The organism is Enterobacter cloacae complex sp. IR5441 (assembly GCF_049238215.1).
GTDB classification, from domain to species: Bacteria; Pseudomonadota; Gammaproteobacteria; order Enterobacterales; family Enterobacteriaceae; genus Enterobacter; species Enterobacter hormaechei_C.
The window spans coordinates 46,812-67,764 of record NZ_JBMKIA010000019.1 but is presented as its reverse complement, the minus strand read 5'-3'; the positions used below and the strand labels follow the sequence as shown (position 1 = coordinate 67,764).

Genomic DNA, 20,953 nt, shown 5'->3' with positions numbered 1-20,953 from the left:
TGAAAGTCTCCGCCTGTTTTCGTCTTCTCTCCCTCGCGCCTTCACTTTTCAGACCGTTTCCATGACAGGATAATCCATAAACTCAGCCGCATTTTAAATGTTGAAATGAAAGCGATTACAAACTTGTGATTAACGTTTTATTCACTTTTCTGAAGTGTGATGTAACGCAATCCGTAACATATTCCATTGGCTATAGTTCATCCGCGGAACATCTTTTAACCAACAATAACCTACCCTACGAGGACGTTCATATGTGGAAGCGCTTACTTCTTGTTACAGCAGTTTCGGCAGCCATGTCGTCTATGGCGATGGCCGCACCCTTAACCGTTGGATTTTCGCAGGTCGGATCTGAATCTGGCTGGCGCGCCGCTGAAACGAATGTGGCGAAAAGTGAGGCCGAAAAGCGCGGTATTACGCTGAAAATCGCCGATGGTCAGCAAAAGCAAGAGAACCAGATTAAAGCGGTGCGCTCGTTTATCGCTCAGGGCGTGGATGCCATCTTTATTGCCCCGGTTGTCGCCACGGGCTGGGAGCCGGTGCTGAAGGAAGCCAAAGATGCTGAAATTCCGGTCTTCCTGCTCGACCGTTCCATCGACGTAAAAGACAAATCTCTCTATATGACCACCGTCACCGCCGATAACGTGCTGGAAGGCAAACTGATTGGTGACTGGCTGGTGAAGCAGGTGGATGGCAAGCCGTGTAACGTGGTTGAGTTGCAGGGCACCGTCGGGGCGAGCGTGGCTATCGACCGTAAGAAAGGTTTCGCGGAGGCCATCGCCAAAGCACCAAACATCAAAATCATCCGTTCTCAGTCCGGCGACTTCACCCGTAGCAAGGGTAAAGAGGTCATGGAAAGCTTCATCAAGGCAGAAAATAACGGCAAAAATATCTGCATGGTTTATGCCCACAACGACGACATGGTAATCGGCGCCATCCAGGCCATCAAAGAAGCGGGCCTGAAGCCGGGCAAAGATATCCTCACCGGCTCGATCGACGGCGTACCGGACATCTACAAAGCGATGATTGACGGCGAAGCGAACGCCAGCGTGGAGCTGACGCCAAATATGGCGGGCCCGGCATTCGATGCGCTGGAGAAATTCAAGAAAGACGGCACCCAGCCTGAGAAGTTGACCATCACCAAATCCACGCTCTACCTGCCGGACACGGCGAAAGAAGAGTTAGAGAAGAAGAAAAATATGGGCTACTGATCCAGTGAAATTGCCGGGTGGCGCTGCGCTTACCCGGCCTACGATACGCTCTTTTGTAGGCCGGATAAGCGTAGCGTCATCCGGCCTGATGCAGGGGGAAACCATGACCACCGAACAACACCAGGAAATCCTCCGCACAGAGGGCCTGAGTAAATTTTTCCCTGGCGTTAAGGCGCTGGATAACGTTGATTTCAGCCTGCGGCGTGGGGAGATCATGGCGTTGCTCGGCGAAAACGGGGCGGGGAAGTCGACGCTGATTAAAACCCTGACCGGGGTCTATCACGCCGATCGCGGCGCTATCTGGCTGGAAGGTAACGCCATTTCGCCCAAAAACACCGCGCATGCCCAGCAACTGGGGATCGGCACGGTCTACCAGGAAGTGAACCTGCTGCCAAACATGTCGGTAGCGGATAACCTGTTTATTGGCCGCGAACCCAGACGTTTTGGCCTGCTGCGCCGCAAAGAGATGGAAGCGCGCGCCGCGAAGCTGATGGAATCGTATGGCTTCTCTCTCGACGTGCGCGAACCGCTGAACCGTTTTTCCGTAGCGATGCAGCAGATCGTCGCGATCTGTCGCGCTATCGATCTCTCGGCGAAAGTGCTGATCCTCGATGAACCCACCGCCAGCCTCGATACCCAGGAAGTGGAGATGCTTTTTACCCTGATGCGCCAGCTGCGTAATCAGGGCGTCAGCCTGATTTTCGTGACGCATTTCCTCGATCAGGTTTACGAGGTGAGCGACCGTATAACGGTGCTGCGCAACGGCAGCTTTGTCGGCTGCCGGGAAACCCGCGAGCTGCCGCAGATAGAGCTGGTCAAAATGATGCTGGGCCGCGAGCTCGAGACCAACGCGCTTCAGCGCGCGGGCCGTACGCTGCTGAGCGAAAAACCGATCGCCGCGTTTCACGATTACGGCAGAAAAGGGACCATCGCGCCGTTTAACCTCGAGGTACGCCCCGGTGAAATTGTGGGTCTGGCGGGGCTGTTAGGCTCCGGGCGCACCGAAACCGCCGAAGTCATCTTCGGGATCAAACCTGCCGACAGCGGAACGGCGCTGATCAAAGGCAAACCACAAACGCTACGTTCACCGCATCAGGCGTCGTGCCTCGGCGTGGGCTTCTGCCCGGAGGACAGGAAAACGGACGGGATTATTGCCGCCGCCTCGGTGCGGGAAAACATCATTCTGGCGCTACAGGCCCAGCGCGGCTGGCTGCGTCCGATCCCTAAGCGCGAGCAGAATGCGATTGCCGAGCGCTTCATCCGCCAGCTCGGTATACGTACCCCGAGCGCGGAACAGCCCATCGAGTTCCTCTCGGGCGGTAACCAGCAGAAGGTTCTCCTCTCGCGCTGGCTGCTCACCAAGCCGCAATTCCTGATCCTCGACGAGCCCACGCGCGGTATCGACGTGGGCGCGCACGCCGAAATCATCCGGCTTATCGAAACGCTCTGCGCCGACGGTCTGGCGCTGCTGGTGATCTCATCTGAGCTGGAGGAGCTGGTCGGCTATGCCGATCGCGTCATCATCATGCGCGATCGCAGGCAGGTGGCAGAGATCCCGCTGGATAAACTGTCGGTACCGGCGATCATGAATGCCATCGCGGCGTAAGGAGTCAAATGTGATGTCCCGTTCTCTTTCGCAAACTGGCGAAGCGAAGCGCCGCTTCACCTGGCCGACCGGCACGCCGCAAATCGTGGCGCTGCTGCTGGTGCTGCTGGTGGATAGCCTGGTGGCTCCGCATTTTTTCCAGATCGTCGTGCAGGATGGCCGCCTGTTTGGTAGCCCGATCGACATCTTAAACCGTGCCGCGCCCGTGGCGCTGCTGGCGATTGGTATGACGCTGGTCATTGCCACCGGCGGGATCGACCTCTCCGTCGGTGCGGTAATGGCGATTGCGGGCGCCACCGCCGCCTCGATGACCGTCGCCGGGCACAGCCTGCCAGTGGTTCTGCTGGCCGCGCTGGGCTCCGGTGTATTAGCCGGGCTATGGAACGGCATTCTGGTCGCAGTGCTCAAGATCCAGCCGTTTGTCGCGACGTTGATTTTGATGGTGGCCGGGCGCGGTGTGGCGCAGCTTATCACCTCCGGTCAAATCGTCACCTTTAACTCCCCGAGCCTGGCGTGGATCGGCAGCGGTAATTTTCTGTTCTTCCCGACGCCGGTGATCGTCGCGCTGGTGACGCTGGTGGTGTTCTGGCTTTTCACCCGCAAAACGGCGCTCGGGATGTTTATCGAAGCGGTGGGGATTAACATTCGGGCCGCGAAAAACGCCGGGGTAAATACGCGGCTGATGGTGATGCTGACTTACGTGCTGAGCGGCGTCTGTGCTGCGATTGCCGGGGTGATCGTGGCCGCCGATATTCGCGGAGCGGATGCCAATAACGCCGGACTCTGGCTCGAGCTGGATGCGATCCTCGCGGTGGTTATCGGCGGTGGATCGCTGATGGGCGGACGTTTTAATCTGCTGCTCTCGGTGGTGGGGGCGTTGATTATTCAGGGTATGAATACCGGTATTTTGCTCTCCGGGTTCCAGCCGGAGCTGAATCAGGTCGTCAAAGCGGTCGTGGTGCTTATCGTACTTATCGTGCAGTCGCCGCGCTTTATCACTCTCATTAAGGGGAACCGCGGTCATGATAAAACGTAATTTGCCGTTAATGATCACGCTGGGCGTGTTCGTGCTGGGGTACCTCTATTGCCTGACCCAGTTCCCGGGCTTCGCCTCCACGCGGGTGATTTGCAACATCCTGACGGACAATGCCTTTTTAGGCATTATCGCCGTCGGCATGACGTTTGTGATCCTCTCCGGCGGGATCGACCTCTCCGTTGGGTCGGTGATCGCCTTTACCGGCGTGTTCCTTGCCAAGGCGATTGGCTTTTGGGGGATTCCGCCGCTGCTGGCTTTTCCGCTGGTGCTGGTCATGGGCTGCGCGTTCGGCGCCTTTATGGGGCTTTTGATCGATGCGCTGAAAATCCCGGCCTTTATCATCACCCTCGCCGGGATGTTCTTCCTGCGCGGCGTGAGCTATCTGGTGTCAGAGGAGTCAATTCCGATTAACCATCCGATCTACGACACGCTCTCCAGCCTGGCGTGGAAAATTCCCGGCGGGGGACGCCTGAGCGCAATGGGGCTGCTGATGCTGGGCGTGGTGGTGATCGGGATCTTCCTCGCCCACCGTACCCGGTTTGGTAACCAGGTTTATGCCATTGGCGGCAGCGCCACGTCCGCGAACCTGATGGGAATTTCCACGCGCAGCACCACTATCCGCATCTACATGCTTTCGACCGGGCTGGCCACGCTCGCGGGGATTGTCTTCTCGGTTTATACCCAGGCAGGCTATGCCCTGGCGGGGGTGGGCGTTGAGCTGGATGCCATTGCCTCGGTGGTGATTGGCGGTACGCTGCTCAGTGGCGGAGTGGGGACGGTGCTCGGCACGCTGTTTGGCGTGGCGATCCAGGGGCTGATTCAGACCTATATCAACTTCGACGGCACGCTCAGCTCCTGGTGGACCAAAATCGCCATCGGCATTCTGCTGTTTATTTTCATCGCGCTTCAGCGCGGCCTGACGGTGCTGTGGGAGAACCGCCAGAGCTCGCCTGTTACCCGGGTGAATACCTCTGTAACAGGGCGATAACATGCTGAAATTGCTTAAACTCTAAACATTTTCCGGTAGCGGCCGATACTCTTTTTTTATGCCCAGAAATATCTCGCTACCGGAAATAACATCATGCTTAAAACGCTATCGATTCGTACCGGCTTGCTCTCTTTACTGGCCGTTATGACCCTTCTGCTGCTGATTGTCAGCGGCATCGGCATTTATGCCCTTACACAAAGTTCCGCTTCTCTCCAGCGCATCAATCATCTTCAGGGTGAACAGATGGTGCAGCTGAATGCCGGCTATACGCTGATCCTGCGCGCGCGTAACGAAGCGGGGCAGGCCGTCCGCATGATGGAGGTCGGCCTGCTGGACGATGCGGCCAGGGCGGTCAAAACCATTAACCAGGAAGTGGCGCTGGCACAGAAAACGCTGAAGGACGTGATCGGCAGCGGCGTGGCGGATGAGCAGGGGCAAAAGCTGCTGGATAACGTTGCCGCGAGTCTGGCGGTGTACAACCAGCAGGGTATCAGCCCGATGCTGAAAGCCCTGAACGAGCAAAGCGCGGACAGCTATTACGATCTGCTGGAAAACAAGCTGGTCCCGGTGGCGAAGCAGTTTGATAACGATATGCAGGCGTTCCAGGCATGGAGCGAGGCGCGCGGTAAAGCGGAGGTGAGCGCCGTGCAGGCGAGTAAAACCCGCGTGCTGATCCTGATTATCGTCGCGGCGCTGCTGACGGCTGGCATTATCGTGCTGGCCTGGCTGGTGCTGCGCCATATGCTGCTCAAGCCGCTTTCAGCCTCGATTGCCCAGCTGGAACATGTGGCGGCCGGGGATTTAACCCATACCCTGAACGCGCCGGCGAGCCAGGAATTTAATCGCCTTAACGCGGCGATCGAAGGGATGCGCCAGTCGCTGATGGACTCGGTTCTGCGGGTGCGTGACGCCAGCTCGCAGATTGATACCGGCAGCCGCGAGCTGACGGCCGGGAATATGAACCTGGCCCAGCGCACGGAATCCACCGCCACCTCGCTGGAGCAGACGGCCGCCAGCATGGAAGAGATCACCGCCACGGTGAAACTTAACGCCGATAACGCCGAGCAGGCGCACCAGCTGGCGAAGTCGGTCTCCGATACCGCCGATCACGGCAGTGAAATGGTCTGTTATGTCATTGAGAAGATGCGCGACATCTCCGGCAGCTCGGCGCGCATCGCCGATATCCTGAGCGTCATCGACGGCATTGCCTTCCAGACCAATATTCTGGCGCTGAACGCCTCCGTTGAAGCGGCGCGTGCGGGTGAGCAGGGGCGAGGTTTTGCGGTCGTGGCGGGTGAGGTGCGTAATCTCGCCAGCCGCAGTGCTGATGCGGCGAAAGAGATCCGCTCGCTTATCAGCGATTCGCAAACCCACGTGAACGAGGGCAGCGAGCTGGCGCAGCAGGCCGGTGAGACGATGGACGAGATCGCTACCGAAGTGCTGCGTATGACCAAACTGATGCGTGAAATTGCGACGGCGTCCCAGGAGCAGAGCCGCGGTATTGAGCAGGTGAATATCGCCGTCAATCAGATGGATGAAACGGCGCAGCAAAATGCGGCGCTGGTCCAGCAATCATCTGCGGCAACTCGTTCCCTGGAGGAACAGTCGCGCGAGCTGATGGAAGCGATGGCCTCCTTCAAGCTGACGATGCAAACGGCCTGAAAAAAAGGGAGCCTGCCTGGCTCCCCTTTTCGTGCGTTACGCGTCCGGGAATTCGCGGATCATGCGTTCAACGTCATCCACCATATGGCGGTTGCCGACGAAGAATGAACGGCGCTGGTGCAGGCTTTCCGGCACGATATCCAGAATACGCTCTTTACCGTCGCTCGCCTTGCCGCCTGCCTGTTCGGCCAGGAACGCCATCGGGTTGCACTCGTACAGCAGACGCAGTTTTCCGTCCGGGTGGCTGGCGGTGCTTGGGTAGAGGTAAATACCGCCCTTCAGCAGGTTACGGTGGAAATCCGCCACCAGCGAGCCGATGTAACGCGAGGTGTATGGGCGCTGGGTGGCTTTATCCTCTTCCTGGCAGAATTTGATGTACTTCTTCACGCCGTTCGGGAATTTGATGTAGTTGCCTTCGTTGATGGAGTAGGTGTTGCCCTTCTCCGGGAAGCGCATACGCTCCTGGCACAGGCAGAACACGCCCAGGGACGGATCGTAGGTAAAGGCGTGTACGCCGCAGCCGGTGGTGTACACCAGCATGGTGGACGAGCCATACACCACATAACCGGCAGCAACCTGTTTACTGCCCGGTTGCAGGAAGTCTTCTTCCGTCACCGGTGTGCCAACCGGCGTGACGCGACGGTAGATGGAGAAAATGGTACCGACAGAAACGTTAACGTCGATGTTGGAGGAGCCGTCCAGCGGATCCATCAGAACAACGTATTTCGCGTGTTCACACCCTTCGAATACGACGATCTCATCTTCTTCTTCAGAGGCGATACCCGCAACGATGTCGCGCGCGCGCAGTGCAGCTTTCAGTTTTTCATTGGCGAACAGGTCGAGTTTCTGCTGAACCTCACCCTGAACGTTCTCGGCACCGCTGGCACCCAGGATATCGACCAGACCGGCCTTGTTGATATCGCGGTGGATGATCTTAGCGCCCAGCTTTATTGCCGACAGCAAAGCAGTGAGCTCACCCGTAGCATGAGAGAACTCGTGCTGCTTCTCGACAATAAATTCACCTAACGTTTTCATAACACTTTCCCTGCATCTTATGTTGAGTAAAGCGGTTGATGTCCAACAATCTTAACAAACATTCAAATATTAGCGCAGAGGTGAATCGCGCCAGCAAAATACGGATTTACCTGAAATGCGTTTCACAGCCGCTGACATGTGAGTAAAATGTGCGCCACATTGAAGAAGGATAGTGACGTATGCGCATTCATATATTGGGGATTTGTGGCACTTTCATGGGCGGACTGGCAATGCTGGCGCGCTCGCTGGGCCATGAAGTGACAGGTTCGGACGCCAATGTGTATCCGCCGATGAGCACGCTGCTCGAGAAGCAGGGAATTTCTCTGATTCAGGGATATGACGCCAGCCAGCTGGAGCCGCAGCCGGATCTGGTGATCGTGGGTAACGCCATGACCCGTGGGAATCCATGCGTTGAAGCGGTGCTGGAACGCAATATCCCGTACATGTCTGGCCCGCAGTGGCTGCATGATTTTGTCCTGCGCGACCGCTGGGTTGTCGCCGTTGCCGGGACGCACGGCAAAACCACCACCGCCGGTATGGCGACCTGGATCCTCGAAGCCTGCGGCTACAAGCCGGGCTTCGTGATCGGCGGCGTACCGGGGAATTTCGACGTCTCCGCGCGTCTGGGCGACAGCCCGTTCTTTGTGATTGAAGCGGATGAATACGACTGCGCGTTCTTCGACAAGCGCTCCAAGTTCGTGCATTACTGCCCACGCACGCTGATCCTCAACAACCTTGAGTTCGATCACGCGGATATCTTTGACGACCTGAAAGCGATTCAGAAACAGTTCCACCATCTGGTGCGCATTGTTCCGGGTCAGGGCCGCATTATCCTGCCGGAGAACGACATCAACCTGAAGCAGACTATGGCGATGGGGTGCTGGAGCGAGCAGGAGCTGGTTGGCGAGCAGGGGCATTGGCAGGCGAAAAAGCTCAACGCGGATGCCTCCGAATGGGAAGTGCTGCTCGACGGTGAGAAAGTGGGCGAGGTGAAGTGGGGCCTGGTGGGCGAGCACAACATGCACAACGGCCTGATGGCGATCGCCGCGGCGCGTCACGTGGGCGTACTGCCTGCGGATGCCGCCAATGCGCTGGGCTCGTTTATCAACGCCCGTCGCCGTCTGGAGCTGCGCGGTGAAGCCCACGGCGTTACCGTGTATGACGATTTCGCGCACCACCCAACGGCCATTCTGGCGACGCTTGCCGCATTGCGTGGCAAAGTTGGCGGCACCGCGCGCATTCTGGCCGTGCTGGAACCGCGTTCGAACACCATGAAAATGGGTATTTGCAAAGACGATCTCGCACCGTCCTTAGGGCGTGCCGACGAGGTCTTCCTGCTGCAACCGCAGCATATTCCGTGGCAGGTGGCCGAAGTGGCAGACGCCTGCATTCAGCCGGCGCACTGGAGTGCGGACGTGGATGTCTTAGCGGATATGGTGGTGAAAGCCGCACAGCCTGGCGATCACATTCTGGTGATGAGCAACGGTGGGTTTGGTGGGATCCATCAGAAGCTGCTGGACGGTCTGGCGAAGAAAGCCGCGGCCGCAGAGTAAAAAAAGCCCGGTGGCGCTAGCGCTTACCGGGCCTACATTTTTTCGCACGACCTTGTAGGCCGGATAAGGCGTTTACGCCGCCATCCGGCGCAAACCCGCACAGATTACTCTTCGTTCTCAGACAGCTCGCGCAGATACTGGAAAATCAGGCGCGCAGACTTCGGCGGCTTATTCCCTTCTTTCTCTTTCTTCGCGTTGCGGATCAGCGATCGCAGCTGCTGGCGGTCGGCATTCGGCCACAGGTTCAGCACTTCAGGTACCGCGTCATCACCCTGCTCGATCAAACGATCGCGGATCTGCTCCAGCTTATGGAACAGCGCAACCTGCTGGTTGTGGCGGTTTTTCAGTTTGTCCAGCGCCTGACGGATCGGCTCCACGTCGCGCTGACGCAGCAGTTTACCGATAAGCTGAAGCTGGCGGCGACGCCCTTCTTTCTTGATTTTCTGTGCCAGTTCAATGGCATCACGCAGATCCTGGTCGAGCGGGATCTTATCCAGCGCGTTTTTACCCAGTTCTACCATTTCTGCGCCAAGCTGTTTTAACTCTTCGGCGTCACGTTTAATTTCACTTTTACTGACCCAGATGATCTCATCATCTTCGTCTTCGATGTCATCACCGGGAACGTCGTCGAGCCAGTCTTCGGGCTGCTTAGTCATGTCAGGCTCCTTAAAAAAAGAGGCTAATGTTACCAGTTAAGACGCGCACTGAAAAACGGTTCTCTGTTAGACTTCACTTAACTCTCTCTTACAGTATGGCATTTGCGATGAAAGTAACCTCACAAGTTGAAGCGCAGCGTAAGATCCTGGAAGAAGCCGTCTCCACCGCGCTGACGCTCGCTTCAGGTAAATCAGATGGCGCCGAAGTGGCGGTCAGCAAAACCACCGGCATTAGCGTGAGCACCCGCTATGGCGAAGTGGAGAATGTAGAATTTAACAGCGATGGCGCGCTGGGGATCACGGTGTATCACCAGAATCGTAAAGGCAGCGCGTCGTCTACCGATCTGAGCCCGGATGCCATCGCCCGTACGGTGCAGGCGGCGCTGGATATCGCGCGTTACACCTCCCCGGACCCTTACGCTGGCGTGGCCGATAAAGAGCTGCTGGCGTTTGACGCGCCGGATCTCGATCTGTTCCATCCCGCGGAAGTGACGCCGGATGAAGCCATTGAGCTGGCCGCGCGAGCCGAGCAGGCCTCTTTGCAGGCTGACAAACGCATCACCAATACCGAAGGCGGCAGCTTTAACAGCCACTACGGCATTAAAGTGTTTGGTAACTCCCATGGCATGTTGCAGGGGTACTGCTCAACCCGCCACTCGCTTTCCAGCTGCGTCATCGCCGAAGAAAACGGCGATATGGAGCGTGATTACGCGTATACCATTGGCCGCGCGCTGGGAGATTTGCAGTCTCCGGAGTGGGTGGGAAAAGCGTGCGCCGAACGCACGCTGTCACGCCTTTCGCCGCGTAAACTCTCCACCATGAAAGCGCCGGTCATTTTTGCCAACGAAGTGGCAACCGGCCTGTTTGGTCATCTGGTGGGAGCGATTGCGGGCGGTTCGGTGTACCGTAAATCGACCTTCCTGCTCGACTCGCTGGGCAAGCAGATCCTGCCGGAATGGCTGACCATCGAAGAGCACCCACACCTGCTGAAAGGGCTGGCCTCTACGCCGTTCGACAGCGAAGGCGTGCGCACGGAACGTCGTGATATCGTGAAAGACGGCATTCTGACCCAGTGGCTGCTGACCAACTACTCCGCGCGTAAGCTGGGGCTGAAAAGCACCGGGCACGCGGGCGGCATTCATAACTGGCGCATTGCCGGACAGGGCCTGAATTTTGAACAGATGCTGAAAGAGATGGGCACCGGCCTGGTGGTCACCGAGCTGATGGGGCAGGGCGTGAGCGGTATCACCGGCGACTACTCTCGCGGTGCAGCGGGCTTCTGGGTCGAAAACGGTGAAATTCAGTATCCGGTGAGCGAAATCACCATCGCCGGCAACCTGAAGGACATGTGGCGCAATATTGTTACGGTCGGTAACGATATTGAAACACGCAGCAATATTCAGTGTGGTTCTGTATTACTGCCGGAGATGAAAATCGCCGGGCAATAATCCCCGTAAAAGCGTGATTAATAATAAAAAAAAGGAAGTGAGCAATGCGTAAACACCTGTTAGCGATCGTCGCGGCTTCAACGCTGGTTCTTGGCTCGTCTGCGTTTGCTGCCGATCTCGAAGACAACATGGACATCCTCAGTGAAAACCTGAAGGTGGTGCAGAAAACGGACAATGCGGCGGACATGAAAGACGCATTGACTAAAATGCGTGAAGCCGCGCTGGATGCGCAAAAAGCGACGCCGCCGAAGCTGGAAAGCAAAGCGGCAGACAGCGCCGAGATGAAAGACTACCGCCACGGTTTTGACGTGCTGCTCGGCCATATTGACGGCGCGCTGAAGCTGGCGAACGAAGGCAAAGTGAAAGAAGCCCAGGCGGCAGCCGATCAGTTTGTCGCGACCCGCAACACGTACCACAAAAAGTATCGTTAATTGGGTGCCTGAGCTGTACGTCCTCTCCCCGTATGCGGAGGCGCATGATGCGCCCCCGCATCGTTGCTCCCTACTTGCCGGAGCGACAATCCATCCGCGCTGTCACTTCAAGCGAGCCGTTACGAAAACGGATCTCGCACAGTGTTTTCCTCGTCACCAGCGTTAAGATGATTATTGTCAAAGAAATAATCATCAAAACCCCGATACTTGGGTTTCTGCGTTTCATGGATGCCTCCTTGCTTTTAAGCGGGCGAGGTAGCGAACTCCACGGTGTGACGTGTCGTTTCGAGCCCCCGCCCTGATTTTTTATCAGGCGGGGCTTTCCACTTTCCGTCCCATGCCTGAGACGGTCAGTCTCAAGCACCCGCCGCCACTCTAGCGGATCCCCATAAGAAAACCTTATCCACGTCACATTTCTACGAGCCTGCTCGTAATCTTTTCCACTCCGCTTACCAGACTAATGCCGCGTAATAGCGTGATATTCATCACGTAAATCCAGCGATTTATACAGATTCACCGCATTTATGTGGCACAGATCACTGCCGCTGCTCGCCTTTCCACTTCGAAGTGGAAAACAACTCGCTACAAACAATTCCCCCTCGACGTTAGTTTTATTCCAGAGCCATTAACGGGGTAAGACGAGTGATTAACGGAGCGGTAATGAACGACGTTGGGGAACAGGCGGTGCAAACAGAACAGCTCGCGAACACCATGCTTCAGCAGGTCTACGCCCTGCTGGCCCGGCACAACATCATTCCCAACGCGGTACAGGAGCAGATGCTGACCTCCCACGTTCGCGCAATGGCGCACCGGTCCGTGACCGGCGAGCCGCTGCCGGAGGTTGAAGCAGAGCTGTTCGACGAAATTTCACCAGATTCAATGCAACTCGCCCGTGAAGTGGTAGCGCAGTTCGGCAACCTTCCTGATGAAGAGGCCTGGCTGCTCTCCGTTCACTTCGAAGTCGCGAAAGACAACCTTTAAGGAGCAACACATGGAACAGATTACAGTCGTGATTGGCGATCGCCTGGGTAAAGGTCAGAAAGTGGCTGCGGGTGTGGAAAAAGCCGGCGGACGCGCGGTTGTCGTACCGGGCATGGCAGCGGATATGAAGCTCGGTGACGTGATGAAAGCAGAAAACGCCACCTTCGGGATCTCCTTCTGCGGCAGCGGCGGCGCGGGCGCCATCACCGCTCAGACCAAATATGGCTACAAGGCCAAATACGGCATGCGCTCCGTGGATGAGGGGGTGACCGCCATCAACGAAGGCTGCAACGTGCTGGGCTTTGGCTTTATGGATAAAGAAGAGCTGGGCGAGCGTCTGGTACAGGCGTGGCAGAAGAAATACGGCGCGTAAGCATGAAAGAACAGTTCACAACCACGGTGAGAGTGAAGGGGAAGGGCGACGCCAAAGCGCGCGCCTTTGCCGACGCCCTCAACCACGTTCAGGCTGCGGTGATGAAAGCCTCACCGCATATCTTACTGCGTATTGAGCCACAGGATGTGCAGGTTGTTCAGGCGCAAGAAGCGGTGCGAAAAGAAGCGTTTCTGTTCTTCTTTTTGCGCCGGGAAAGACGCACCTACAGCGTGGAGCTGGATGTGACCGTCAACGTGACCGCCATCAATCTCGACCAGGTGGATTTCGTCACGCAACGCTGATTATTCATAAAAGGGCAGACTGATGTTCTTAATTATATTAATAAAATCGCTCATCATTGGCGGCCTGGTTGGCGTCGGTGTTGGCGCCGGGGCTGCACGCATGTTTCATGCGCCTACCACTCAGGGTATGGGCGCGTTTCGTACGTTGGGGGAACTGAACTCCTGCGAAGGGGATCCGGCGTCCCACTTCTCCTTTGGGTTAGGTTTCTTCTTTAACGCCTGGGCCTCTTCCGTGGCCGCAGGTGCCTTCACACAGGACGTTGACCACCGCATCATCCCGAACTGGGGTGCTGCTGCACTGATGATTAAAAACCGTAACGTCGGTGAAACGCTGCATGACCCGCGCAAAATGGCGATTGCCTGCGGCATCATCGGCATGATTGTCGTGACCTTCCTTAACCTGACCGCCTCCTCCGTTCCGGCAGCGCTTCAGGTGACCGCCGTGAAGGTGCTGGTACCGGCGGCGAACCTGCTGGTCAACACCGTGATGCCGGTGATCTTCTGGCTGGCGGCCATCGACGCGGGTAAAAAATCGGGCTTCTGGGCCACCATCTTTGGCGGCGCGGCACAGCTGATCATGGGTAACGCCGTACCGGGTCTGGTACTGGGTATTCTGATTGGTAAAGGCGTTGAAGAGAGTGGCTGGAACCACGTCACCAAAGTGATGATGGCGGCGATCGTTCTGCTCTTCGTGCTGAGCGGCTTCTTCCGCGGCTTCGACATGAAGATGATCGAATCCTTCCATCTGACCGTGCCGAACTGGCTCGACATGATCCACAACTCGCTCAGCGGTAAATAACAGGAGCCTCTAAATGGAACAGAATAAAGGTTTTTGGTATGCCGACTGGTCGTTCCCGATCTTCGTTGGCCTGCTCTCCTCCGGCGTCTTTGCCGGGACGCACATGTACTACCTCTACGGCATCGGCGCGTTTAACGAAGTGGCCTTCGTGGCGATGCTGAAAGCGGGAATCGATACCGGCGTCTACGGCGCGGTGGCGGCATTTGGCGCGAGCTTCCTGTTCGCCCGTATTATCGAAGGGTCGCTGGTGGGTATTCTTGATATCGGCGGGGCGATCCAGACCGGCGTAGGCCTCGGCGTACCGGCGCTGCTGCTGGGCGCGGGGATCATGTTCCCGGTGACCAACTTCATTGCCGCGCTGATTACCGGCCTGGTGATTGGCCTGGCGATTGGCTACGTCATCATCCTGGCGCGTAAGTTCACCATCAATCAGAGCAACTCCACCTACGGCGCAGACGTGATGATGGGCGCGGGTAACGCCTCCGGCCGCTTCCTCGGGCCGTTGATTATCCTCAGCGCCATGACCGCCTCCATTCCAATCGGCGTCGGTTCCCTGGTAGGCGCGCTGCTGTTCTACATCTGGCAGAAGCCGATTACCGGTGGCGCCATCCTCGGCGCAATGATTTTGGGCTGGCTGTTCCCGGTCGCCCTTTAATACCCGCGGGCGCTTCGGTGCCCGCTTTATCAGGAGATCCTCATGTTTGATTTACTCCTGCGCCGTGCGCGCCTCGCCGACGATACCCTGACCGATATCGCCATCCAGGACGGGAAGATTGCCGCGACAGGCGACATTGATGCTCCCGCCCGCAAAACGGTTGAGCTGAACGGCGACGTGTTCGTCAGCGCGGGCTGGATTGACTCCCACGTCCACTGCTACCCGAACTCCCCGATTTACCATGACGAGCCGGACAGCGTGGGCATTGCCACCGGCGTCACCACCGTGGTGGACGCGGGCAGCACCGGCGCCGACGACGTGGACGATTTTTACGCTATCACCCGCAAGGCTTCCACTGAGGTGTTTGCCCTGCTGAACATCTCCCGCGTGGGGCTGATCGCCCAGAACGAGCTGGCCAACATGGCGAACATTGACGCCGATGCGGTGAAGCAGGCGGTGACGCGCCACCCGGATTTTATCGTTGGCCTGAAGGCGCGCATGAGCAGCAGCGTGGTCGGTGAAAACGGCATCACCCCGCTGGAGCGCGCGAAAGCGATTCAGAAAGAGAACGGCGACCTGCCGCTGATGGTGCACATCGGCAACAACCCGCCGAACCTCGATGAGATTGCCGAACTGCTGAGCTCCGGCGACATCATCACCCACTGCTACAACGGCAAGCCTAACCGCATTCTGACGCCCTCCGGCGAGCTACGCGCCTCCATTACGTCTGCGCTGAAGCGCGGCGTGCGCCTGGACGTCGGTCACGGCACGGCGAGCTTCAGCTTTGAAGTGGCGAAGCGCGCCATTGCGATGGGCATTCTGCCGCATACCATCAGCTCGGATATTTACTGCCGCAACCGCATCAACGGCCCGGTCGGCTCGCTGGCGAGCGTGATGTCGAAATTCCTCGCCATCGGCATGTCATTGCCGCAGGTGATTGACTGTGTCACGGCCAACGCCGCCGACGGCCTGCGCCTGACGCGCAAAGGCCGCATTCAGCCTGGCCTCGACGCCGATCTGACGCTGTTTACGCTCAAGCGCCAGCCGACGGTGCTGACGGATGCCGAAAACGACAGCCTACAGGCTGAACACATTCTGATGCCGCTTGCCGCGATCCGCGCGGGCAAGGGCTACATGACCGAACAAGGGAGCACGGAACATGCCTTCGATTTATGAGAAGTACAACTTAAAGCAGGTTATCAACACCTCTGGCCGCATGACGGCGCTGGGTGTCTCCACGCCGCGCCCGGAAGTGGTGCAGGCGGCGATGGACGGCATGAATCACTATTTCGAGATGAAGGATCTGGTCAATAAAACCGGGGAATACATCGCGAAGCTGCTGGAGGTGGAAGGGGCGACGGTGGTCTCCTGCGCGTCGGCGGGCATTGCCCAGTCCGTGGCGGCGGTGCTGGTGAAAGACAGCGACTGGCTGCTGGAAAACCTGCACGTCACACCGATTGAAAACAACGAAATCGTCCTGCCGAAAGGCCACAACGTGAACTTTGGCGCGCCGGTGGGCACCATGGTGGCGCTGGGCGGCGGCAAGCTGGTGGAGGCGGGCTACGCCAACGAATGCTCTGCCGATCAGCTGGCGGCGGCGATCACTCCGCGCACGGCGGCGATCCTCTACATCAAATCGCACCACTGCGTGCAGAAAAGCATGCTCAGCGTCGAGCAGGCGGCGGTCGTGGCGCGCAAGCACGATCTCCCGCTGATCGTCGATGCGGCGGCGGAAGAAGATCTGCACGCCTACTACCGCTCCGGTGCCGATCTGGTGATCTACAGCGGCGCGAAGGCGATCGAAGGGCCAACCAGCGGGCTGGTGATCGGCAAAACCCAGTACGTTGAGTGGGTGAAGCGCCAGACGGCGGGCATTGGTCGCGCGATGAAAGTGGGCAAAGAGGGTATCCTGGGCCTGACCTGCGCCATCGAACACTACCTGACGGCGACCAAAGAGAGCGGGGCCGAGATGGTGGCGAAGATGACGCCGTTTATCGACGCGTTGAACACCCTGAACGGCGTGACCGCTCGCGTGGTCTGGGACAGCGCCGGTCGCGATATCGCCCGTACCGAGATTAAGTTCGACGAAGCCGCTACGGGCGTCGGCACGGGCGATCTGGTGGCGAAGCTGAAACAGGGCGAATACGCCATTTACTTCCGTGGCTATAAGGCCAACGAAGGGATTATCGAGGCGGACGTGCGCAGCGTGAATGCTGACCAGCTGAACATCGTGTACCGCCGCATTAGCGAAGTATTAGGACAGGAGAAAAACGCATGAAACTGACCCCCAACTTTTACCGTGACCGCGTCTGCCTGAACGTGCTGGCAGGCTCAAAGGCCAACACCAGCGCCATTTACGAGGCGGCGGAAGGTCATGTGCTGGTGGGCGTGCTCTCCAAAAATTACCCGGACGTGGCGAGCGCGGTTGCGGACATGCGCGAATACGCAGCCCTGATTGATAACGCGCTCTCCGTGGGGCTGGGCGCGGGCGACCCGAACCAGTCGGCGATGGTGAGTGAAATCTCCCGCCAGGTGCAGCCGCAGCACGTTAACCAGGTCTTTACCGGCGTGGCCACCAGCCGCGCGCTGCTGGGGCAGAATGAGTCCGTGGTCAACGGTCTGGTCTCCCCGACCGGCACCGTCGGCATGGTGAAAATCTCCACCGGCCCGCTGAGCAGCAACGCGCCTGACGGCATCGTACCGGTTGAAACGGCTATCGCCCTGCTGAAAGATTTCGGCGGCAGCTCCATCAAGTACTTCCCGATGGGCGGCCTGAAATGCCGTGACGAATACCAGGCGGTGGCGGAAGCCTGCGCCCGTCACGACTTCTGGCTGGAGCCGACCGGGGGAATCGATCTGGAGAACTTCGAGGCGATCTTGCAGATCGCCCTGGATGCGGGCGTGAGCAAAATCATCCCGCATATCTACAGCTCGATTATCGACAAGGCCAGCGGCGACACGCGCCCGGAAGATGTGCGCACGCTGCTGGCGATGACGAAGAAGCTGGTTAAGTAGAACCTGCCCCTCACCCTAACCCTCTCCCACCGGGAGAGGGAACCTTTACCCCCTCTCCCTTTGGGAGAGGGCTGGGGTGAGGGGAAACAAACCGCACACACCCGAAGGAGCCACCATGCACACCCGTACCCTGCTTGTCGCTTCACTCTCTTTACTTGCTACCTCTGCAATCGCTCAAACCCAGTACGCCTGGGTGGGCACCTATAATCCGAACGGTGAAGGGCTGTACCGCTTTACCGTCGATCCGCAAACCGGTGCGCTGAACGATAAAACACTGGTGAGCAAACTGCCGAACGCCGCGCAGTTAACCGTCTCACACGACGGCAAAACGCTGTATCTGGCAAGCGAAGTGGAGCAGGGCGTGGTGCAGGCGCTGCGCATCGGTGATAACGGCGCGCTGAACGAGCTGAATCAGGTGTCCTCCGGCGGCGCGGGGCCGGTGTATCTTTCCCTGACGCCGAACGGCAAACATCTGCTGGTGGCAAACTACATCAGCGGAACTGTCGCGGTGCTACCCGTTAACGCAGACGGCAGCCTGGGCGATGCTACGGACACCCATCAGGACAAAGGCGAACCGGGCGCGGCGAAGCCGGAAGCTGCCGTCGAGGGCAGTTTCGCCATCAGCGATCATAACGGCCCACATGCGCACATGATCGCCGCCGATCCGGGCGGGAAATACGTTTTTTCCACCGATCTGGGGCTGGATCGCATCTATCAGTACCGTTTTGACGATCAAACCGGGAAGCTGACTCCGAACGATCCGCCATTTATCAGCGCCTCCTCAAAAGGGGCCGGGCCGCGCCACTTCGTCTTTACGCCGAAAGGCGATGCCCTGTGGCTGATTAACGAAGAGGCGTCTACGCTCACCCATTATGCGCTGGACAGTAATGGCAGGCTGAAAGAGGGTAAAACGGTTTCAGCCTTGCCGGACGGTTATAAAGGCACCAGTTTTGCTGCCGGGCTGGCGCTAAGCGCCGACGGGAAACAGCTGTATGTCGCTAACCGTTTGCATAACAGCATCGGGCACTTTACCGTAACGGCGGAGGGTACGCTGACGCATCAGGATGATGTCTGGACGCGCGGCGACTATCCGCGCACCCTGACGCTCGATAAGCAGGGTCGCTGGCTGTACGTCATGAACCAGCGCAGCGACAACATTACCCGTTTCCGCGTGGCGCCGGACGGCAAGCTGAGCGCCGAGCCAGACTATACCCCGGTCGGCAGCCCATCCCAGATGGTCATTTCACCCTGAGCAGTAAGAGGACAACGACGTGCGATTTCCGAACCAACGTTTAGCGCAACTTTTCGATCTGTTGCAAAACGAGACGCTGCCACAGGACGAGCTGGCGCAGCGGCTGTCGGTCTCCACGCGAACCGTCCGGGCGGATATCACCGCCCTGAACGCGCTGCTGGCCAGCCACGGCGCGCAGTTCATTTTGAGCCGGGGCAACGGCTATCAGCTCAAAATTAATGATGTGGTGCGCTATCAACAATTGCAGGCGTCCCACCCGCGCGCGCTGCGTATTCCGCGAACCGGACCGGAGCGCGTGCACTATCTGGTGGTGCGTTTTCTGACGTCAGCCTTTTCCCTCAAGCTGGAGGATCTGGCCGATGAGTGGTTCGTCAGCCGGGCCACGTTGCAGAGCGACATGGTGGAAGTGCGTGAGTGGTTTCACCGTTACAACCTGACGCTGGAAACCCGCCCGCGCCACGGGATGAAGCTGTTTGGCAGCGAGATGGCGATCCGCGCCTGCCTGACCGACCTTCTGTGGGAGCTGGCGCAGCAGGACAGCCTGAACCCGCTGGTGACCGACGTGGCGTTGAACGCGGGCGTGGCGGAAAAGATGGTGCCGGTGCTGCACGATGCGCTGACGCGCCATCACATTCGCCTGACCGATGAAGGCGAGCTGTTCCTGCGCCTGTACTGCGCGGTGTCGGTGCGGCGCATCAGCGAGGGGTATCCGCTGCCGGAATTCCACGCGGAAGACGTGGAAGAGAACGTGCGTGAGGCGGCGAAAGATATCGCGGTGGCTATCCAGGAGCTGGCGGGCAAAGCGCTGTCGCCGTCAGAAGAGAGCTGGCTGTGCGTGCACATTGCGGCGCGGCAGATCCAGGAGATCGCCCCCAGTGCCATTAACGCCGACGACGACGAAGCGCTGGTCAACTACATTCTGCGCTACATCAACACCCACTATAACTACAACCTGCTGAGCGATGAGCAACTGCATGCAGATCTGCTCACGCACATCAAAACCATGATTACCCGCGTGCGGTATCAAATCATGATCCCCAATCCGCTGCTGGATAACATCAAGCAGCACTACCCGATGGCGTGGGATATGACCCTCGCGGCGGTGTCGAGCTGGGGCAAATACACCCCGTATGTGATCAGCGAAAACGAAATTGGTTTTCTGGTGCTGCATATCGGCGTCGGGCTGGAGCGCCATTACAATATCGGCTACCAGCGCCAGCCGCGGGTGCTGCTGGTGTGCGACGCCGGTAACGCGATGGTGCGCATGATCGAGGCGGTACTTCAGCGTAAATATCCGCAGATTGAGGTGACGCGCACGCTCACCCTTCGTGAGTACGAGCTTGCCGATGCCATTGGCGAAGACTTCGTGATCTCCACCGCCCGCGTGAGCGAAAAATCCAAACCGGTGGTGATGATCGCCCCGTTCCCGACCGATTATCAGTTAGAGCAGATCGGCAAGCTGGTGCTGGTGGATCGCACCCGCCCGTGGATGCTGGAAAAATACTTCGACGCGGCCCATTTCCGCATTCTCGACAAGCCTGTCGACCAGCAAACGCTGTTCCGCGAACTGTGCGGGCAGCTTGAAGGGGAAGGTTTTGTCGGCGCGGAGTTTCTGGAATCGGTTATCGAGCGTGAAGCCATCGTCAGCACCATGCTCGGCGACGGCATCGCGCTGCCGCACTCCCTCGGGCTGCTGGCGCAAAAAACGGTGGTCTACACCGTGCTGGCGCCGCAGGGCATTCAGTGGGGAGATGAAACCGCTCATGTCATCTTCCTGCTCGCCATCAGCAAAAGCGAGTACGAAGAGGCAATGGCGATTTACGACATCTTTGTCACCTTCCTGCGTGAACGCGCGATGGCGCGCCTGTGCCAGTGCGAGAATTTTGCGGCGTTTAAGGCTGAGGCGATGGAGAGTTTGAGTCGGTTTTGACGTTCAGGCGGACAGAGGATATC

21 protein-coding genes are annotated in these 20,953 nt (G+C 58.2%); 18 read left to right on the top strand and 3 right to left on the bottom strand.

What is annotated here, in order from left to right; translation table 11 throughout:
• Positions 1-251: 251 nt before the first annotated feature.
• The 5 genes from ytfQ (at position 252) to ACOTX5_RS18350 (ending at position 6,500) form a co-directional block, all read left to right on the top strand.
• Complete coding sequence (gene ytfQ, locus ACOTX5_RS18370; protein ID WP_017383924.1) at positions 252-1,208, top strand: galactofuranose ABC transporter substrate-binding protein YtfQ; 957 nt, start codon at positions 252-254, stop codon at positions 1,206-1,208.
• 103 nt (positions 1,209-1,311) lie between these two features.
• Complete coding sequence (gene ytfR / locus ACOTX5_RS18365) at positions 1,312-2,814, top strand: galactofuranose ABC transporter, ATP-binding protein YtfR (protein WP_017383923.1); 1,503 nt, start codon at positions 1,312-1,314, stop codon at positions 2,812-2,814.
• A gap of 10 nt (positions 2,815-2,824) precedes the next feature.
• The gene (ytfT, locus tag ACOTX5_RS18360; protein WP_017383922.1) at positions 2,825-3,850 is read left to right on the top strand and encodes a galactofuranose ABC transporter, ATP-binding protein YtfT; all 1,026 of its coding nucleotides are present in this window, start codon (positions 2,825-2,827) and stop codon (positions 3,848-3,850) included.
• Positions 3,837-4,838: a galactofuranose ABC transporter, permease protein YjfF gene (gene yjfF, locus ACOTX5_RS18355; RefSeq protein WP_045911369.1), complete on the top strand. Its 1,002-nt coding sequence runs from the start codon at positions 3,837-3,839 to the stop codon at positions 4,836-4,838. Before ytfT ends, yjfF begins: the two co-directional genes overlap by 14 nt.
• A gap of 93 nt (positions 4,839-4,931) precedes the next feature.
• On the top strand, positions 4,932-6,500 hold the full coding sequence (locus ACOTX5_RS18350; protein WP_015572503.1) for a methyl-accepting chemotaxis protein: 1,569 nt from the start codon (positions 4,932-4,934) through the stop codon (positions 6,498-6,500).
• 36 nt (positions 6,501-6,536) lie between these two features.
• Here ACOTX5_RS18350 and fbp read toward each other — a convergent pair whose 3' ends face one another.
• On the bottom strand, positions 6,537-7,535 hold the full coding sequence (gene fbp / locus ACOTX5_RS18345; protein WP_003856070.1) for a class 1 fructose-bisphosphatase: 999 nt from the start codon (positions 7,533-7,535) through the stop codon (positions 6,537-6,539).
• A gap of 179 nt (positions 7,536-7,714) precedes the next feature.
• On the opposite strand from fbp, the gene mpl reads away from it, so the two are divergent.
• The gene (gene mpl / locus ACOTX5_RS18340; RefSeq protein ID WP_017694649.1) at positions 7,715-9,088 is read left to right on the top strand and encodes a UDP-N-acetylmuramate:L-alanyl-gamma-D-glutamyl-meso-diaminopimelate ligase; all 1,374 of its coding nucleotides are present in this window, start codon (positions 7,715-7,717) and stop codon (positions 9,086-9,088) included.
• Between the two features lie 104 nt (positions 9,089-9,192).
• On the opposite strand, the gene yjgA is transcribed toward mpl, so the two are convergent.
• Positions 9,193-9,744 (bottom strand): ribosome biogenesis factor YjgA, encoded by a 552-nt coding sequence (yjgA, locus tag ACOTX5_RS18335; protein ID WP_003856072.1) that lies wholly within the window; start codon positions 9,742-9,744, stop codon positions 9,193-9,195.
• A gap of 95 nt (positions 9,745-9,839) precedes the next feature.
• Here yjgA and pmbA point away from each other — a divergent pair, with 95 nt between their 5' ends.
• Entirely contained in the window at positions 9,840-11,192 is a 1,353-nt protein-coding gene (pmbA, locus tag ACOTX5_RS18330; RefSeq protein ID WP_015572506.1) for a metalloprotease PmbA, read from the top strand.
• Between the two features lie 44 nt (positions 11,193-11,236).
• Complete coding sequence (cybC, locus tag ACOTX5_RS18325; RefSeq protein ID WP_045911370.1) at positions 11,237-11,623, top strand: cytochrome b562; 387 nt, start codon at positions 11,237-11,239, stop codon at positions 11,621-11,623.
• Positions 11,624-11,693: 70 nt separating this feature from the next.
• Here the strand turns inward: cybC and ACOTX5_RS18320 are convergent, their stop codons facing one another.
• Positions 11,694-11,849 carry a Hok/Gef family protein gene (locus ACOTX5_RS18320; RefSeq protein WP_017383916.1) on the bottom strand — a complete coding sequence of 52 codons (156 nt, stop codon included), beginning with the start codon at positions 11,847-11,849 and terminating at the stop codon, positions 11,694-11,696.
• Between the two features lie 416 nt (positions 11,850-12,265).
• On the opposite strand from ACOTX5_RS18320, the gene ACOTX5_RS18315 reads away from it, so the two are divergent.
• From ACOTX5_RS18315 to ACOTX5_RS18270, 10 genes are all read left to right on the top strand, one after another.
• The gene (locus ACOTX5_RS18315) at positions 12,266-12,604 is read left to right on the top strand and encodes a PRD domain-containing protein (protein WP_026080657.1); all 339 of its coding nucleotides are present in this window, start codon (positions 12,266-12,268) and stop codon (positions 12,602-12,604) included.
• Between the two features lie 10 nt (positions 12,605-12,614).
• A complete protein-coding gene (locus ACOTX5_RS18310; RefSeq protein WP_006810339.1) occupies positions 12,615-12,977 on the top strand; it encodes an SFCGS family glycine-rich protein in 363 nt (120 codons plus the stop codon).
• Between the two features lie 2 nt (positions 12,978-12,979).
• Complete coding sequence (locus ACOTX5_RS18305; RefSeq protein ID WP_006810338.1) at positions 12,980-13,279, top strand: DUF4312 family protein; 300 nt, start codon at positions 12,980-12,982, stop codon at positions 13,277-13,279.
• Between the two features lie 22 nt (positions 13,280-13,301).
• Positions 13,302-14,078 carry a DUF4311 domain-containing protein gene (locus ACOTX5_RS18300; RefSeq protein WP_006810337.1) on the top strand — a complete coding sequence of 259 codons (777 nt, stop codon included), beginning with the start codon at positions 13,302-13,304 and terminating at the stop codon, positions 14,076-14,078.
• A 13-nt stretch (positions 14,079-14,091) separates the two neighbouring features.
• Positions 14,092-14,733: a DUF4310 family protein gene (locus ACOTX5_RS18295; RefSeq protein ID WP_015572508.1), complete on the top strand. Its 642-nt coding sequence runs from the start codon at positions 14,092-14,094 to the stop codon at positions 14,731-14,733.
• 42 nt (positions 14,734-14,775) lie between these two features.
• On the top strand, positions 14,776-15,909 hold the full coding sequence (locus tag ACOTX5_RS18290; protein ID WP_017383915.1) for an amidohydrolase/deacetylase family metallohydrolase: 1,134 nt from the start codon (positions 14,776-14,778) through the stop codon (positions 15,907-15,909).
• Positions 15,893-17,011 carry a DgaE family pyridoxal phosphate-dependent ammonia lyase gene (locus ACOTX5_RS18285; RefSeq protein ID WP_015572510.1) on the top strand — a complete coding sequence of 373 codons (1,119 nt, stop codon included), beginning with the start codon at positions 15,893-15,895 and terminating at the stop codon, positions 17,009-17,011. Before ACOTX5_RS18290 ends, ACOTX5_RS18285 begins: the two co-directional genes overlap by 17 nt.
• Complete coding sequence (dagF, locus tag ACOTX5_RS18280; RefSeq protein WP_045911371.1) at positions 17,008-17,748, top strand: 2-dehydro-3-deoxy-phosphogluconate aldolase; 741 nt, start codon at positions 17,008-17,010, stop codon at positions 17,746-17,748. Before ACOTX5_RS18285 ends, dagF begins: the two co-directional genes overlap by 4 nt.
• A gap of 115 nt (positions 17,749-17,863) precedes the next feature.
• Positions 17,864-19,000 carry a lactonase family protein gene (locus ACOTX5_RS18275; RefSeq protein WP_045911372.1) on the top strand — a complete coding sequence of 379 codons (1,137 nt, stop codon included), beginning with the start codon at positions 17,864-17,866 and terminating at the stop codon, positions 18,998-19,000.
• A 19-nt stretch (positions 19,001-19,019) separates the two neighbouring features.
• Positions 19,020-20,930, top strand: a complete 1,911-nt coding sequence (locus ACOTX5_RS18270) for a BglG family transcription antiterminator (protein ID WP_017383912.1) — start codon at positions 19,020-19,022, stop codon at positions 20,928-20,930.
• Positions 20,931-20,953 lie beyond the last annotated feature (23 nt).